Consider the following 13,332-nt stretch of genomic DNA (forward strand, 5'->3'; position numbering starts at 1 on the left):
GCTTGATCGATGGCCCGTTGCACACCTCCCAACTGATCGATGAAGCCAACCTGCAATTCAAAGTGCAGGTGCAGGAATGGAAAAACGTTCTGCTGCGCGGCAAACAGCCTCAGGACCTGGAAAAATACTGGGGCCAGTTCGAGGCACGACAACACGATGTGCAAGGCATTCTGGCGCGGCTGGTCACCCAGACCGACAGCGATCCGGCGTTGAGCCGACGCATTGAAACCCTGCGCCAGGAACATCAGCAACTCGGCGTGGCCTACCAGAAAGGCCGCGACGCCTACGTGGCTTCCGGTGGCGACCCGGTGGCCGGCGACACGGCTGTCAAAGGCGTGGACCGCGCCGCCAGTGAGCAGATGAGCGCCTTGGTCAACGACCTGCGAGAGCAAGGCAACCAGAAATCCCTGGCCATCAGTGCCTATGCCGAGCGCACCGTAGTGGTGGGCCTGGGCATCATGCTGCTGTCCGGTGTGCTGATCGGTTTGTTCAGTCTGTGGTTGATCAACCGTAACCTGATCCAGCCAATACGTGGCCTGATCGACTACGTGACGCAATTGAGCCGTGGGCGTTTTGCCGAGCGAGTCGCCAGCCGGCGCCAGGATGAACTGGGTCATCTGGCCGCCGCCGCCAATACGTTGCGCGACTTCCTGGCCGAGACGTTCAGCCGCTTGCAACGCAGTGCCACCGACCTGGTCAGTGCCAGTGGCGAGCTGAATTCGATTGCCGGTCAGATGGCCTCGGGCACCCACGATCAATTTACCCGCACCGATCAGGTGGCCACGGCCATGACTGAAATGTCGGCCACCGCCCAGGAAGTTGCACGTCATGCCGCCGACGCATCCCGCGCCGCCGATGAGGCCGACCGCTCTGCGCGTGAAGGCGGCGACGTGATGCAAGTCACCATTGCCACCATCGGCCAGATGCGCACTGAAATCCTCAACACCGGCACCATCATTCGTCGCTTGGAAAACGACAGCGTGCGCATCGGCAAAGTACTGGAAGTGATTCGTGGGATTGCCGAGCAGACCAACCTGCTGGCGCTCAACGCCGCCATCGAGGCGGCACGTGCAGGGGAGGCGGGACGCGGTTTTGCGGTGGTCGCCGACGAAGTACGCAGCCTGGCGCAACGCACCGCGGCGTCGATCATCGAGATCAACGGGATCATCCAGGCGGTACAAACCGGCGCGGTGGATGCGGCCGAGGCGATTGTGAGCGGGCAGTCATGCAGCGACGACAGTGTGGAAAAAGTCACTCAGGCCGGTGCCATGCTCGCGCACATCACGCAGGCGGTGGAGGCGATTCGTGACATGAACCGTCAGATCGCCACCGCAGCCGAAGAGCAGACCTCGGTGGCCGAGGACATCTCGCGCAATATCACGCAGATCACAACGGTCGCTACCGCCAACCTGGACAACGTGCGACGCACCGAAGCGGCGAGCCAGAACCTGCGAGGGCTATCCGGGGAGCTCAATGAAGTGACGGCGCGACTGGGCGGTTGATCGCGCATAAAAAAGCGCCACCCTCGCGGGTGGCGCAATCGTTGATCAGGAGTCCTGCTTGTCTTCGAGTACGGCGCCGGTCTTGGCGTCGAGGGTCACATCCCACTTTTTGCCGGCGGTGTCGGTCATTTCGACCTCGTAAGCCAGTACGCCGTTTTTGTGGTCCAGCTCGGTGTCGGTGATGCTGGCGCCGGCATGCTTGGCCACGGCGGCGGCGTTGAGTTTTTCGAATGGCATTACCGCGCCGGACTTGAGCAGGCCTTCAATGTGGTCCGGGCGAACATCCGCCTGGGCCAGGCCGGCAGTCAGGGTCAGAGCGGTGGCGGCGAACAGGGCAGTCAAAGTTTTCATGGGGTGTGTCCTTCTCGGTTGAGCTGTTTAAGTGGCGCCAGATTAACCGGCGCAACTTAACTCACCCTTAAAGGCGGGCTCAGAACTTATTGTCCCTGAGCAAGTCCTGCACACTCGACGACGGCCAGCGTTTGTAGAACTTGAGCAGTTCGGCGGCGCGGTTGGTGAAGATGCCGTCGACGCCGGCCTTCATCACTTTCTCGAAGTCCACCGGCTCATCCACGGTGTACACGTGCACCAGCAGGCCTTTGTCGTGGGTCAGCTTGTTCATCTCAGGTTTCACCAGGTCCGAATAGCTCTGGTCGCCGAGGTTGGTCAACTGGGCCGACGGGCCGGTGCCGATGGCGCCAAGGCGCTTGGCCTCGTCCACCCACTTTTCGAATTCGGCGGCGTCCTTGGGTTCTTGCTTGGCGTAGTACGCGGCCTTGGTCGGCTCGCCGGATTCGGCGAAGGTCTGCTTGGATTTAGGCTCGATGCTGCCTTCGCCCACCCACAGCAGCAGAATCTTCGGCGTGTTCGGCATTTCCTTCTGCAGCTCTTTGAGGCTCGCGGTTTCGAAGGTTTGCAGCACCACGCGGCCCTTGCCCTGGCCAACCCCGGTGTTGCTTTTGCCCAGCTTGGAGCCGGCGGAACTCAACCAGCCTTTATCCAGCAGTTTGTTTTTCAGGTCGGCTTCGATGCCGGGGAATTGCTTGGGTTCTTTGGTTTCGATGTACAGGCCGGGTTTGTGCTGCGGGTTGCCTTCAGCAATCTTGATGATGTCGTCCAGGCTGAGGATTTTCAGGCCGACGAAACCGGGGCGCGCGCGGTCCGGGTAGGCGGCGTTGAACCAGCTGCCGGCGTCGAGGGTTTGCAGTTCCTTCCAAGTGAATTCGTTGGCCGGCGCGTCCTTGCGCTCGGGAAACTTGGTGGCCACATCGGTGGTGCGTTGCAGATTGTTGTCGTGCAGGGCGAACAGCACGCCGTCCTTGCTGCGCTGCAGGTCCAGTTCCAAGTAGTCGGCGCCCAGGTCACGCGCAACCTTGTAAGCGGCGGCGGTGGACTCGGGGGCATCGTAGGAGGCGCCACGGTGAGCGATCACAGCGGGGTAGGGAATGCCTTCGTTGGTTGCCAATTCAGCCGGGCTGATCGGTTCGGCGGCCTGTGCATGGCCCAGGCCGAGCATCAGGGCGAGCAGCAAGGCGCTCTTAGTGAACGTGGCAGGCATAGGCGAAGTCCTTTCTTGGAGGTAGCTTTGAGAAGGGCTCCTTTTTAACAATTGATTGCGAAAGGCGCTATCACCAAACCGACATTAACGTGTGCACCCATCGATTTTCTGCCTTTTTCAGCAGGCATTGCAGTACTCTTGCCCGCAGCTGCCCCGTCAGAGGACAGCAATTTCTGCCACGCGTGTAAACCATCTTTCCAGTCCCTGTGGGACTTTTCAGTGAGGTTTAGCATGCGCATCACTTCCGAGCTTATCTGCCAGGCCGCCGACCAACTCAACGGTTTCGTCGGCCTCAACCGCAAGACCGACCAATACATCGTGCGTTTCAGCGAAGACTCGTTCGGCATGGACGTGGCCGATGACGGCATCATTCCCTGCGCCGAATTTGTCTGGCTGCCGGCCCCGGGGCAAACCATGACCCTGTCCCGCGAGCGCATCCAGTTGCTGCTTGATCAGAATATCGACGATCGCATCCACATCACCGAACCGCTGCGGGTGTACATGCGCCGGGTGGAAATCCCGCAGATCAGTGCCTTGCGCAGTCTGGTGCAGGCACACGCTCGCGCCTAAAAGGCATAGTCGCGCTCCACCTTGCACACTCGTGTGTGAAACGCCGAATACCAGGTGGAGCGCCCTCGCTCACGCACCTCCCGGTGTTCGGCGTGGTGTTTCCAGGCCAGGATTGCCGCTTCGCTGGCCCAATACGACACGGTGATCCCCAGGCCGTGCTCCCGCGCCGACTCTACCCCGAGAAACCCCGGCTGTTCGCGCGCCAGTTCGAGCATGCGCGCGGCGGCCTGGCCGTAGCCTTGATCGTCTGCGGCGAGCAGCGAGGTGAAAATCACTGCGTAGTAAGGCGTCGCCGGGGTGCTGGCGATCATGCCGACACCGCCTGGCAGGCCTTGAGCAACGCCAGTACCAACGGCGCGGGGGTGCCTTTGAGCGCGGCGCGCTCCGGTTGGAAGAGGGTGGCGACGAAGAACGGGTGGTCGAGCAACTCCACCGCGCGCAGATCCCCGGTCGAATCATGCCCGGAGGCGATCAGTGCCCCTGCGAGCAATGCATCGGCGAAGGTCGGGTTTACCCCGTAGCGGCAGCGATAGCCTTCTTCGATCTGCAACTGGCCGTAGGCTTCGGCGATCCGCGTGTAGGGCGCTAAACCCACGGGATCGGTGGCTTCCACCAGCGAGCACGTTAACGGCGCGATCACTGCGCGGGCGGCATTGGGCGCCAGCTCGCCGTGCTCGGCATCGGCCCAGCCCAGCACGTTGCGGGCATACTCAAGCACCGCATGTTGAAAACCGCCGCAGGTGCCGAGGAAAGGGCGCCGTTGTTCGCGGGCAAACCGAATGGCGCACAACGCGCCTGCGGTGTCGCGGTAGGGGCTGGCGGGCACGCACCAGAAACCATCGAAGCCGTGCAGTTCGGTGGCGGGCGTCACGGTGTCGGTGGCCAGCCATTGCGCGTGAACCTGCACGCCAAGGGTGTCCGCGGCCTGTTGCAACGCGATGGGAATCGCCTGGTGCGCAAGCACATCGGGGTTGTAGTCGCCGATCAGGGCAAGGTGCAGGTGAGGGTGTTTCATTGGGTGCATCCCATGGCTTGTGGTGTCCTGGCGTGCACTATAGATTGGCGCTCACGCAATCAATATTGGCGTTTACGCATATGCTCAATGCAGCCACGCACTATCAGCTCGACTATGCCGACCTCTCTCTGATCCTCGCCTTGGTGCGCGGCGGCACCCTGGCGCGGGCGGCGGCATTGCTGCGGGTGGATGTTTCCACGGTATTTCGCGCGGTGCGTCGGCTGGAGGCGGCATTGGGCCAGACCCTGTTTGAAAAGAGCCGCGCCGGCTACCTGCCCAGCGGCCTGGCCGCTACCCTGGCGCAACAGGCCGAACGCGCGGAGCAGGCGCTGGAAGCGGCGCGGATTGGCGTGGAGCAAGGTGGCGAAGTGATCAGCGGCACGGTGCGCCTGACGTGTACCGACTTGGTATTACAGGGCCTGCTGCTGCCGGCGCTGGCGCAGTTCATGCCGGACTATCCGGCGCTGGCCCTGGAACTGAGCACTTCCAATGACTTCGCCAACCTCAGTCGACGCGATGCCGATGTTGCCCTGCGGTTAACGCGCACGCCGCCGGAGCATCTCGTCGGACGTTGCCTGGGCAGCGTGTCGTATCAAGTCTGCGCCAGTAGCGATTATGCCGCCCGCCACGCAGGCCGAGTGTTGGCGGAACTGGCCTGGATCGCGCCGGATGATTTTCTGCCCGATCACCCCACCGTCGTCTGGCGTCGCGAGCACTTGCCGGGTGTGCGTCCCGGTTATCGCTGCAACAGCATGTTGTCGGTCACCGAACTGGTGCGGGCGGGGCTGGGCGTCGCGGCGCTGCCGAGTTTTCTGCTCGATCACACCCTGCAAGCCCTGGGCCCGCCACTGGCTGCGCATGACACGGCACTATGGTTGCTCACGCGCCCCGATTGCAGGGCCTTGCGCTCGGTGGTGACGCTGTTCGATGAACTGGGTCGACATGTGCGCTTGCCGCAGGGTTAAGTCTTGCGCACAAAGTGTTGATGCATTTCGCACGTCAGGCTGTCGATGTGCTCCGACAGCTGCTTGGTGATTTCCGTCAGCCGGGTGTTCTGTTCCAACAATTCCAGCAACTGCCTGTTGGTCTGCGCGGCTTGGGCCTGGCGCTCGCTGTTGGCGACGGCCAAGGCTTCGCGGTGTTGGGCATCGGCGTCGGACTGCGCTTTGTCGCGCGCAGCCTGACGGGTCTGGGCCAGCAATATCAGTGGAGCGGCATAGGCTGATTGCAGGCTGAAAGCCAGGTTGAGCAGGATGAAAGGGTACACGTCGAAATGCGTGACACCGCTGACGTTGAGCGCCACCCAGAGGATCACGATCAGGGTTTGCGCGCCAAGAAAGGCGGGCGTGCCGAAGAAGCGCGCGAACGCTTCGGCCTTCAGCGCAAACGTGTCGTTACCGAAGGTGGGGGCCAGGTGGGCATGGCGCCGGTGGAAACGCAGGTGGTCGACGGCGGCGGTTTCGGGTTTGTCTGGGGTCATGGCGGGCTCGGGTCATCAACGTTAAGACAGTGACTCACTATAGGCCTGGCCGGCTGTCTGATGCATGAATAACCCGAGCCTGCGCTCAGCGTGCGCCCCGCTCGTTGGCGAACGCGCTCACCGCCTGCACCGCCTCGCCGGTGCCTTCGCGGATCTGCACAATCACCGCGCCGGCGCGGTTGGCCAGTTCCACGCCCAGGGCGGCGCGGTCGCGCGTGCCGTCCATGCTGGTGATGGCCTGGCGGGTTTCGGCCTGGATGAGTGCGATCATGCTGGAAATTTCCGACGTCGAGCCGCTGGTGCGCGCGGCCAATTGCCGAACTTCATCGGCCACCACGGCGAATCCGCGTCCTTGCTCACCGGCGCGCGCGGCCTCGATGGCAGCGTTAAGCGCCAGCAGGTTGGTCTGATCGGCGATCGCGCGGATGGTGTTGACGATGGTGGTGATCTGCTCCGAACGCTCGCCCAGTTTGGCAATCAAGTGCGATGAACTGTCGATGTCGGCGGCAATGTCGCGCATGCCGCTGGCACTTTGCTGAATCACCTCGGCGCCTTTCTCGGCGATGTCCCGGGTGGTCATGGAGATGTGATAGGCCTGCGCGGCGCTGGCGGCGTCGGCCGCGTGCTGCTGTACCCTGGCGGTCACGTCGGAGGCGAACTTGACGATTTTGCACAGGCGCCCGCCGGCGTCGTACACCGGGTTGTAGCTGGCTTCCAGCCACACCGGGTTGCCGTGTTTGTCCACCCGTTCAAATTGACCGTTGAACAATTCGCCTTGGTTAAGGCGTCTCCAGAACTCGCTGTAGGCCTGGCTGCCGGCCGTGGCTGGGGTGCAGAACAGGCGGTGATGCTGGCCCTGGACCTGCGCCAGGCTGTAACCCATGCGTTGCAGGAAGTTGGCGTTGGCGGTGATCACGGTGCCGTCCAGGTTGAACTCGATCACCGCCATGGCCCGGCCGATGGCTTCCAGTTTGCCGTGGGTTTCGCTTTCGCTTTGCAGGCGTGCGGTGACATCCATGGCGTACTTCACCACTTTGATTACACGCCCGCTGTCATCGCATATCGGGTTGTAACTGGCTTGCAGCCACACCGAATGGCCGTCGCCGGCCACCCGTTCGAACGTGCCCGACTGGAAGCGTCCGCTGCGCAGGTCCGTCCAGAACTGCGCGTAATCGGCGCTGCGCGCGAACGCGGGCGTGCAAAACATCCGGTGGGACTGGCCGATCACTTGGTCGGCGCGGTAGCGCAATGTCTTGAGAAAGTTGTCATTGGCCCGCAGCACCTGACCTTGGGGGTCGAACTCAATCACTGCCATCGAACGCTCGATGGCGTTCAGCAGGTGGGTTTGCTGGGCAAGGGTGTGCTGCAGGGCGTCGATGGTTTTCTTATGGGCGTTGAATAGCATGGTCGTGTGCTCAGGCAAGCAAGCGTCTGGGGGGTTCCATGGATATGCGCCTGCCGCCGTAGGGCCTGTGCCGTACGGTTGACGTGCTCATTGCCAGCCTCCGTGTGCTGGCAGGGTGGGTGTAACAAAGGGTTCAGAGTGATCAGCCTGCCCGGAAGTTCGCCCGTGGGCGGGACCATTTTTGGGTTGACGACCAGTGAAGGCATTATGCTATCGACGGGGCGGTGCACGAAGATTTCAGACGAGATGTCATTGCGCCACTTTCAGGCGGTACACGCGAGCCGGTGGTCACTGACGCCGACCCGGTTGCGCCCGGTGTGTTTGGCGGCGTACAACGCGCGGTCCGCCGCATTCAGCCAGGCAGCCGCATCGGCGAACTCGGGCTGGAAGTCCGCCACGCCGATGCTCAGGCTCACCCGTAGCTCGGGAATATGCGCGTTACGATAGTCGCTGAACGTTTCGCGCAAGTGCTCCATCAGGTGCACGGCTTTATTCAGCGACATCTGCGGCAAAATCACACAAAACTCATCGCCGCCGTACCGGCCGGCCAGGTCGTTGTCGCGCAGGTTGCGCCGCAGTTCCAGGCTCAGTTGACGCAGCACAGCGTCGCCCACGATGTGGCCATGGGTGTCATTGATCTGTTTGAAATGATCGATATCGATCAGCGCGATGGTGGCGTGGCTTTGCTGCTGCTGGCATTTATGGAACTTGAGGTTCAGCAGGTCTTTCCACGAACCGTGGTTGAGCAGCCCGGTGAGGCTGTCGATACGGCTCAGCGCACTGAGGGTACGCTTGTGTTCCGAGAGTTTGATCGCCAGTTGATAGCAGACCATGCCGATGGCCATGGGGTAGAGCGTCAACATCGGCAGGCTGGCGTAGACCTCCACCAGCCTGACATCGGGGTTAAACCGCAGCCCGAAAATCAATCCGGCCACCCCTGCACCGAGCAGTTGGGCAAGCAACCCGCGCAGCAGCAAGTGCGTGCCACCTGCGGCCACGCTGTTCATGGCGATCATCGATAGCAACGTTACGCTGATCAACGGCGTGAACTGGAGCGTCGTGGCCCAGAACCCGCCCAGCACCGCGTCGTACATCAGGTTGCGTCGTTCGGCGTTGTAGGGGAATTTGGCGCGGGTCGCCAGTTGAAACGCTAGATGTGGCCAGGCAAATCCACTGGCCAGCAATAGCGCCCATACCCATCCGGGCATGCCCAGCGGGTAGAGCGCGGCGGTCACGCTGATGCAGCACATGGCCGCGCCGATGATCCTTGGCTTGTAGAGACGCCTGGCAAATGACAGCCCTTTGCCTTGTCGGTTTTCCATAAATACCTGGGTGAGTTCTTTTTTTGCGGAGGTGACGGCACTTGATCGGGCATGACCGTTGATCGGGGAAACCCTGTGAATATTGTCAGGGATTCCCGTAGGAATAATCAGTGTCCTTCCAGGCCATTTGCGCAAAAAAGACGGCGAATGCGTCAAAAGCGACCAGGAATGTCGCTCCGGCAACAGGCATTACTGCGGGCGGGGCGGGTTGATTTCATAGCCGGCCAGGAACAGGTCAATGGCCGACTCGATAACGCTGGCCTGGGTGGCCGTGTCGAGGGTGGGTTGGCCCAGCGTAATCTGCGGCCAGAACGCAAACGCCTTGAGCAGGCTCTGGATCTGGTGGGCCGCGAAGGCCGGGTCGGTGCAGGACAGACGCCCGTCCTGCTGCGCCGCGCGCACCCATTGCGTGAAGCCTTCTTCGCGTTGGCTCAGGCGCGTGACCATATCTTGAGCCCGTTCCGGTGAATGAATGGTGGCGGCGATGGCGACGCGGGCCAGGTCGAGGAAGTTGGCGTCCGACATCATCTTCATCTTGGCTTCCAGCAAACCGCGCAGTTGTTCGCGCAGCGGGCGGTCGCTGGCGTAGATCACGTCGAGCTGCGCCACGGTGCTGGCCCAGAGTTGATGGAGTATCTCGGCGAACAACTCTTCCTTGCTGGGAAAGTGGTTGTACACCGTGCGTTTGGACACCCCGGCCGTGGCGGCGATCTTATCCATGCTGGTAACTTCGAAGCCGTTAGCCCGAAATTCGCTGATGGCCGCGCTCACGATGGCTTCGCGTTTGCGGTCGGTAAGGCGTTTAGGGGCAGTCATGGATAACGTTCGGCTCTTCGAGGGGAAATTACACTCGGTAGTTTACTTGCTCTCGCTTTTGTTGCAATCTTGAAACTACACTGTGCAGTGTAATTTATGAGCGGACCGCAGGAGTCACTCTGTCATGCCCACGATTTCATCCCGTGTCGACCCTTCCACCCCGCGCGCCAAGCAGGGCAAACGACATTTCAATAATGAGGCGCCGGTGCAGCACGCCGGGTTTGGCAAAACGTTGCGCATTTTCTGGAACATGCTGTTCAACAAACCCCGCACCACGCGCCCCGTAGGAGCCATTCCGGTCGAGCCTTTAACGCGCCAGCAGTTACTGGACGCACCCGACCACAGTGTGTTTCGCCTCGGCCATTCCACCGTCCTGCTCAAGCTGCGTGGCAAGTTCTGGGTGACCGACCCGGTCTTCGCAGAGCGCGCCTCGCCATTCGGTTGGGCCGGCCCCAAGCGTTTCCACCAGCCGCCGATCAGCCTTGAAGACCTGCCCGACCTGGAGGCGGTGATTCTTTCCCACAACCACTACGACCATCTGGACCGCAATGCGGTGGTCCGGTTGGCCGCCAAGACCCGCTGTTTTCTGGCGCCGCTGGGCGTGGGCGACCTGCTGATCAAATGGGGCGTGGATGCCGACAAGGTTCGTCAATTGGAGTGGTGGGAGGGGACCGAGGTGGGCGGCATTCGTTTTGTCGCGACGCCCGCCCAGCATTTTTCCGGGCGAGGCCTGTTCGACGCCAACCAGACGCTGTGGTGTTCCTGGGTGATGATCGACGGCGCGCGACGGATTTTTTTCAGCGGCGACACCGGGTACTTCGACGGCTTCAAACGCATTGGCGATCACTACGGTCCGTTTGACCTGACCCTCATGGAAACCGGCGCCTACAACGTTGACTGGCCGCATGTGCACATGCAGCCGGAGCAGACCCTGCAGGCGCATATCGATCTCAAAGGGCGTTGGCTGTTGCCGATCCACAACGGTACTTTCGACCTGGCGTTTCATGCCTGGCACGAACCGTTTGACCGCATCATGGCGCTGGCGTGGGAACGCAACGTGGCGATTACCACGCCGCCAATGGGCCGGGCGTTCAGCTTGAACCAGCCGGAACGCGGGCATGCATGGTGGCTGGACGTGGAGCCCCAGGGCCTTGAGGAGCGGCTGGTGAGCTGATGCGCCAGGTGCCTGGAAAAGGAGTTTTCAAAGTGTTTCACCCCTGCGACACGTAAGCGTGAGAGGTGCGATGATCCCGGCAAATTCACAGTCCGGGGCAGGTTTTGATGGAAGAAGATTGTAGGAAAATTTTGCGACCTTGCGCGCCTGGCGCCCTGGAACCTTACCCGTCGTCCTGTCCGGCCAGCCTGTCGTCGGCGCCCGTGGGCAATCGCCCTGAGAAGCAGGCCACTCAAGGCAGCATTGCCTTCGCGACCGCGCCCCAGCCAGGCATTCCTGCCCCCAGGCAAGATGTGCCGGGGCCGATGATGAAGACCGTGCGAGACCCGGCGTTATCGCTTATTGCGTTGAGTGGCATCGAGCCTTCGGGTCCCGTGATGGTGGAAGTACCGCTGGTGCAAAACGACAGTACGTTTGCACCCTGCCAGGCATTGGCGCGCAGGCGCATAGGCGTTGCCGACCGCTATACCCATGGCGATGCGCACGAACCGATCGAACATCGAGCGACGTTCACCCATGCGCTGGACAGGCTGAGCCGCGCCGGTGCGCAACTTGTGCCTGTGCCTGCCCGGCAGGCCGATGCCAGTCTGCGATTCGATCTGCATACCCACAATGAAATCGATGCGTTGGTGAGTGAATACCGACTCGATGCCCTGGTGTCGGACAGCCGCAGCAGTGCGTTCCATGACGCGTGCTGGGGCGGTTACGCCAGGCTGGGCGAGCCGCTTGAGGACGGCGCGACGCTGTGGTTCTACGTGGCGCGGTGGTCCAGGGATTCGCTGCCCGCGCTGGTACAGGCTTATCGCAGTGCTGGTCAGGGCCAGCCGCACGCCTACTCGCCGCGTTGAACAATCGCACGCAGTGAAGTGCTTGCATCACGCAGCCTGGGAAGAGGGGAGTTTTTAGACTGGCGCACGGATCAACGGTGATCCTTCGTCGTTTCTTACCCTTCCTGGGAGGTGGTTTATGTTTGGCATGGGTTACGGTGTGAGTGCGGTGGTTAAACACGCTGTGCAACTGATGGGATTGAACGCGCCTGCGCCGGTATCAAGGCCCGTTCCGCCGGGAACCGAATACGCGAGTGTTCGTGAACTTGGAGAGCAGATGGCCCGGCCGGGCGGGCTGACGTCGGTCGAGCTGGTCAGTTACCTGCAGCAGCGAATTCGAACACTCGACCCCGCCTTGAGCGCCGTCATCGAACTCAACCCGCAAGCATTGGACATCGCCCGCGAGCTTGATTGCGAGCGCGCCAACGGCAGAGTGCGCGGGCCACTGCATGGCATCCCCGTGTTGCTCAAAGACAACATCGAGACCGCGGACACCCAGCAAACCAGCGCCGGCGCCTTTGCCCTGGTGGGCGCCCCGGCCGCCCAAGATGCATTTATCGTCGAACGCCTGCGCCAGCAGGGCGCGGTGATCCTGGGGAAAACCAACCTGACTGAGCTGGCAGGCTTTCGCGGTGGCCCCGACGGCATGAGCCGCCGGGGCGGCCAAACTCGCAACCCTCACGATGCCGACGCGCCCGTAGGCGGCTCGAGTTCAGGCTCGGCGGTGGCGGTCGCGGCCGGCCTGGCACCATTGGCGGTCGGCACCGAAACCAATGGTTCGATCGTCGTACCGGCCGCGTTCAACGGTGTGGTGGGGCTCAAGCCCAGCGTGGGCGTATTGAGCCGCAGCGGTATCATCCCGGCCAGCCACCGACAGGACACGCCAGGGCCCATGGCCCGCACGGTATTTGACAGCGCACTATTGCTCAACGCCTTGTCGGGCAGTGACCCCCACGACGCAGCGACTACTCAGGCACCCACAGGGATCGACTACACCGCATTGCTCACGCCCGGCGCGTTGCAGGGTAAACGTATCGGGTATCCCGCAACGTTTTCCGCCGACGGCGAAAGCCTGCCGGTGGACAACAGCCCGCAGTTTGCGCAAACGCTTGAAGTGCTCCGCACCCAGGGGGCACAGCTTGTGCCGGTCAACATTCGCCTGGCGGATGCCTCGCGTTATGACGAGTTACTGCTTGCCGATGTAAAGGACGAACTCAATGGCTATCTGGCCAAGCGCGACGGGTTGCCGGTGAAGTCTGTGTCTGAGTTGATCCGTTTCAACGAGCAGCGCGACGGCACCGACACGGACCACCAGCCGGTACTCAAGGACGTCGAAGCCTCCACCCTGAGCGCCGAAGAACGCGCGCCGTTATGGGATGCGCTCATCCAGGCCTTTCGCGGCACGGTGGACGAGTTGATCGATCAGCAATCCCTGGACGCCCTGGTCTCGGATTTCGAAACCAACAGTTACTTCGCAGTCGCCGCGTCCGGCTACCCTGGCATCAGCGTACCGTCGGGCAAGGATGCAAATGGTGCACCCACCAGTGCCTACTTCTTCGGTGCACGCTGGTCGGAGCCGACGCTGCTGGCCGTGGCGCATGGGTATGAGCAGGCGGCAAAAGTGCCTGCCAGGCCTGGGTTGTGACTACGCACTGTTCCAACC

General features: G+C 62.1%; 14 protein-coding genes and 1 pseudogene. 7 read left to right on the top strand and 8 right to left on the bottom strand.

Features of this window, described 5'->3' with window-relative positions; translation table 11 throughout:
* Window positions 1-458 precede the first annotated feature (458 nt).
* Window positions 459-569, top strand: a pseudogene (locus OSC50_RS26115) (hypothetical protein); the annotation flags it as partial.
* Window positions 570-797: 228 nt separating this feature from the next.
* Window positions 798-1,502, top strand: a complete 705-nt coding sequence (locus OSC50_RS26120; RefSeq protein WP_414704489.1) for a methyl-accepting chemotaxis protein — start codon at window positions 798-800, stop codon at window positions 1,500-1,502.
* A gap of 45 nt (window positions 1,503-1,547) precedes the next feature.
* On the opposite strand, the gene OSC50_RS04980 is transcribed toward OSC50_RS26120, so the two are convergent.
* A complete protein-coding gene (locus OSC50_RS04980; RefSeq protein WP_253509068.1) occupies window positions 1,548-1,853 on the bottom strand; it encodes a PepSY domain-containing protein in 306 nt (101 codons plus the stop codon).
* A 79-nt stretch (window positions 1,854-1,932) separates the two neighbouring features.
* Window positions 1,933-3,060 (bottom strand): glycerophosphodiester phosphodiesterase, encoded by a 1,128-nt coding sequence (locus OSC50_RS04985; RefSeq protein WP_181080144.1) that lies wholly within the window; start codon window positions 3,058-3,060, stop codon window positions 1,933-1,935.
* A 231-nt stretch (window positions 3,061-3,291) separates the two neighbouring features.
* On the opposite strand from OSC50_RS04985, the gene OSC50_RS04990 reads away from it, so the two are divergent.
* Entirely contained in the window at window positions 3,292-3,630 is a 339-nt protein-coding gene (locus OSC50_RS04990; RefSeq protein WP_266246486.1) for a DUF2025 family protein, read from the top strand.
* On the opposite strand, the gene OSC50_RS04995 is transcribed toward OSC50_RS04990, so the two are convergent.
* Both OSC50_RS04995 and OSC50_RS05000 read right to left on the bottom strand, forming a co-directional pair.
* Entirely contained in the window at window positions 3,627-3,941 is a 315-nt protein-coding gene (locus OSC50_RS04995; protein ID WP_266246484.1) for an antibiotic biosynthesis monooxygenase family protein, read from the bottom strand. The genes OSC50_RS04990 and OSC50_RS04995 overlap by 4 nt on opposite strands.
* Window positions 3,938-4,645 (bottom strand): CTP synthase C-terminal region-related (seleno)protein, encoded by a 708-nt coding sequence (locus tag OSC50_RS05000; protein WP_266246483.1) that lies wholly within the window; start codon window positions 4,643-4,645, stop codon window positions 3,938-3,940. Before OSC50_RS05000 ends, OSC50_RS04995 begins: the two co-directional genes overlap by 4 nt.
* An 80-nt stretch (window positions 4,646-4,725) precedes the next feature.
* Here OSC50_RS05000 and OSC50_RS05005 point away from each other — a divergent pair, with 80 nt between their 5' ends.
* Window positions 4,726-5,610 (top strand): LysR family transcriptional regulator, encoded by an 885-nt coding sequence (locus OSC50_RS05005; RefSeq protein ID WP_266246481.1) that lies wholly within the window; start codon window positions 4,726-4,728, stop codon window positions 5,608-5,610.
* Here the strand turns inward: OSC50_RS05005 and OSC50_RS05010 are convergent.
* The 4 genes from OSC50_RS05010 to OSC50_RS05025 form a co-directional block, all read right to left on the bottom strand.
* Window positions 5,607-6,125: a DUF1003 domain-containing protein gene (locus tag OSC50_RS05010; protein ID WP_181080148.1), complete on the bottom strand. Its 519-nt coding sequence runs from the start codon at window positions 6,123-6,125 to the stop codon at window positions 5,607-5,609. The genes OSC50_RS05005 and OSC50_RS05010 overlap by 4 nt on opposite strands.
* Before the next feature lie 85 nt (window positions 6,126-6,210).
* Window positions 6,211-7,530 carry a methyl-accepting chemotaxis protein gene (locus OSC50_RS05015; protein WP_266246479.1) on the bottom strand — a complete coding sequence of 440 codons (1,320 nt, stop codon included), beginning with the start codon at window positions 7,528-7,530 and terminating at the stop codon, window positions 6,211-6,213.
* A gap of 263 nt (window positions 7,531-7,793) precedes the next feature.
* A complete protein-coding gene (locus OSC50_RS05020) occupies window positions 7,794-8,852 on the bottom strand; it encodes a diguanylate cyclase (RefSeq protein ID WP_181080150.1) in 1,059 nt (352 codons plus the stop codon).
* A gap of 189 nt (window positions 8,853-9,041) precedes the next feature.
* A complete protein-coding gene (locus OSC50_RS05025) occupies window positions 9,042-9,668 on the bottom strand; it encodes a TetR/AcrR family transcriptional regulator (protein WP_266246477.1) in 627 nt (208 codons plus the stop codon).
* Between the two features lie 124 nt (window positions 9,669-9,792).
* Here OSC50_RS05025 and OSC50_RS05030 point away from each other — a divergent pair, with 124 nt between their 5' ends.
* The 3 genes from OSC50_RS05030 to OSC50_RS05040 all read left to right on the top strand — a co-directional run bounded on the left by OSC50_RS05030 (window position 9,793) and on the right by OSC50_RS05040 (window position 13,314).
* Window positions 9,793-10,842: an MBL fold metallo-hydrolase gene (locus OSC50_RS05030; protein ID WP_181080152.1), complete on the top strand. Its 1,050-nt coding sequence runs from the start codon at window positions 9,793-9,795 to the stop codon at window positions 10,840-10,842.
* A gap of 131 nt (window positions 10,843-10,973) precedes the next feature.
* Window positions 10,974-11,690, top strand: a complete 717-nt coding sequence (locus OSC50_RS05035) for an amidase family protein (RefSeq protein ID WP_266246475.1) — start codon at window positions 10,974-10,976, stop codon at window positions 11,688-11,690.
* A 118-nt stretch (window positions 11,691-11,808) separates the two neighbouring features.
* On the top strand, window positions 11,809-13,314 hold the full coding sequence (locus tag OSC50_RS05040) for an amidase family protein (RefSeq protein ID WP_266246473.1): 1,506 nt from the start codon (window positions 11,809-11,811) through the stop codon (window positions 13,312-13,314).
* Window positions 13,315-13,332 lie beyond the last annotated feature (18 nt).

Origin of the sequence: Pseudomonas quebecensis, from assembly GCF_026410085.1 — a bacterium.
Classification (GTDB): Bacteria; Pseudomonadota; Gammaproteobacteria; order Pseudomonadales; family Pseudomonadaceae; genus Aquipseudomonas; species Aquipseudomonas quebecensis.

What these genes read in the sequence shown, in the direction of transcription:
- OSC50_RS26120 (WP_414704489.1), top strand. Translation starts at nt 798, where the DNA reads ATGTCGGCCACCGCCCAGGAAGTTGCACGTCATGCCGCCGACGCATCC.
- OSC50_RS05010 (WP_181080148.1), bottom strand. Translation starts at nt 6,125, where the DNA reads ATGACCCCAGACAAACCCGAAACCGCCGCCGTCGACCACCTGCGTTTC.
- OSC50_RS05030 (WP_181080152.1), top strand. Translation starts at nt 9,793, where the DNA reads ATGCCCACGATTTCATCCCGTGTCGACCCTTCCACCCCGCGCGCCAAG.
- OSC50_RS04980 (WP_253509068.1), bottom strand. Translation starts at nt 1,853, where the DNA reads ATGAAAACTTTGACTGCCCTGTTCGCCGCCACCGCTCTGACCCTGACT.
- OSC50_RS04990 (WP_266246486.1), top strand. Translation starts at nt 3,292, where the DNA reads ATGCGCATCACTTCCGAGCTTATCTGCCAGGCCGCCGACCAACTCAAC.
- OSC50_RS05005 (WP_266246481.1), top strand. Translation starts at nt 4,726, where the DNA reads ATGCTCAATGCAGCCACGCACTATCAGCTCGACTATGCCGACCTCTCT.
- OSC50_RS04995 (WP_266246484.1), bottom strand. Translation starts at nt 3,941, where the DNA reads ATGATCGCCAGCACCCCGGCGACGCCTTACTACGCAGTGATTTTCACC.
- OSC50_RS05020 (WP_181080150.1), bottom strand. Translation starts at nt 8,852, where the DNA reads ATGGAAAACCGACAAGGCAAAGGGCTGTCATTTGCCAGGCGTCTCTAC.
- OSC50_RS05025 (WP_266246477.1), bottom strand. Translation starts at nt 9,668, where the DNA reads ATGACTGCCCCTAAACGCCTTACCGACCGCAAACGCGAAGCCATCGTG.
- OSC50_RS05000 (WP_266246483.1), bottom strand. Translation starts at nt 4,645, where the DNA reads ATGAAACACCCTCACCTGCACCTTGCCCTGATCGGCGACTACAACCCC.
- OSC50_RS05015 (WP_266246479.1), bottom strand. Translation starts at nt 7,530, where the DNA reads ATGCTATTCAACGCCCATAAGAAAACCATCGACGCCCTGCAGCACACC.
- OSC50_RS04985 (WP_181080144.1), bottom strand. Translation starts at nt 3,060, where the DNA reads ATGCCTGCCACGTTCACTAAGAGCGCCTTGCTGCTCGCCCTGATGCTC.
- OSC50_RS05040 (WP_266246473.1), top strand. Translation starts at nt 11,809, where the DNA reads ATGTTTGGCATGGGTTACGGTGTGAGTGCGGTGGTTAAACACGCTGTG.